The 1,102-nt window shown below is 70.0% G+C and carries 1 protein-coding gene; it reads right to left on the bottom strand.

The features are described from left to right. On the bottom strand, window positions 1–934 hold a 934-nt coding region (locus tag ACWDNU_RS46680), incomplete at its 3' end, for a VWA domain-containing protein (RefSeq protein ID WP_449673558.1). Window positions 935–1,102 lie beyond the last annotated feature (168 nt).

The raw sequence follows: 1,102 nt of genomic DNA, 5'->3' as shown, positions 1-1,102 counted from the left end.
CGGTGAGGGTGTCGATGACGGCGCGCATCACCGGGAGTTCGTCGTTGCGGCCGCCGATGCTGTCGTAGTCGATGCCGTCGTGGGTGCCGGTCAGGTGGAGGTAGGTCTGGGCCCACTGCTCGCCGCCCGCGACGGTGATGTCGGGCAGTTTGGCGAAGGTCAGCGCGTAGAGGTAGGCCTCGAGGGTGCCGTCGTCGTCGAGCTGGGTGGCGACGGGGATCATCCGTTCCACCACGCGGTGCACGGTGCCGCCGCGATACAGCTTCTGCATGCTGCCGGTCTTGTCGATCACCAGCACGACCCGCGCCCTGGTGCCGAACGCGCTCTTGTCGAGGAGGACCTTCGCGACCTCGCGCTTGCGCAAGTCCAGCTTCTCGCGCTTCTCGAACGACAGGGCCGCTTCGCCGGGGACGGTCCGCACCTCGGGCTGGGTCGCCACCGCGGGCTCGTCGTCGACGCTCACCCCGTGATCGGTGACCAGATCGGCGAACCCGCCGGCATACCCCTGCCCGACGGCCCGCACCTTCCACTGCTCACCCCGCCGGTACAGTTCGAGCGCGATCACCACCGACTCCCGGTCGAGCCCGTCGATCACGTACTCGTACAACGGATTCCCCGCGGCGTCGGCCACCGCGGCCACCGGTGCGACGGCACCGCCGAACGTCGTCCCTTCGGCCGCGACGGTGATCACCGCGCGAATCTGCTCGATGTCGGCGGGCACGGCCGCGAACGTCACCGCGAGCGCCGTCCCGTCGAGCCGAACACCTGGCGCCTCGGGCTGGTTGAAGAACACGAAATCGGCGTCGGAGCGCACTTTCCCGGCCCCGGTCACCAGCAGCGCCGACAGATCGGCCGGCACACCGCCCCGCACGGTCAGCACCACCTCCGGCTGCGCCAACCCCGCGTTCTGCCCCTTCACCAGCTCAGCAGCCACTGTCACTCCTCCATCGGCCGTCCTGCCCACACCCTAAGCGCCGCGACGCAGGCGGGCAGCGCGATCCCGCGACCAGATGCCGCTGTCAGCAGCGTTCGTACCGGCGCGCGAAATCTGTCGACTCGGGCGAGACCTCCCGCTCGGATCCGGGACAAGCCGCCCACCAGC

Source organism: Amycolatopsis sp. NPDC003676 (genome assembly GCF_053587275.1).
This window is presented reverse-complemented; position numbering and strand designations above follow the sequence as displayed.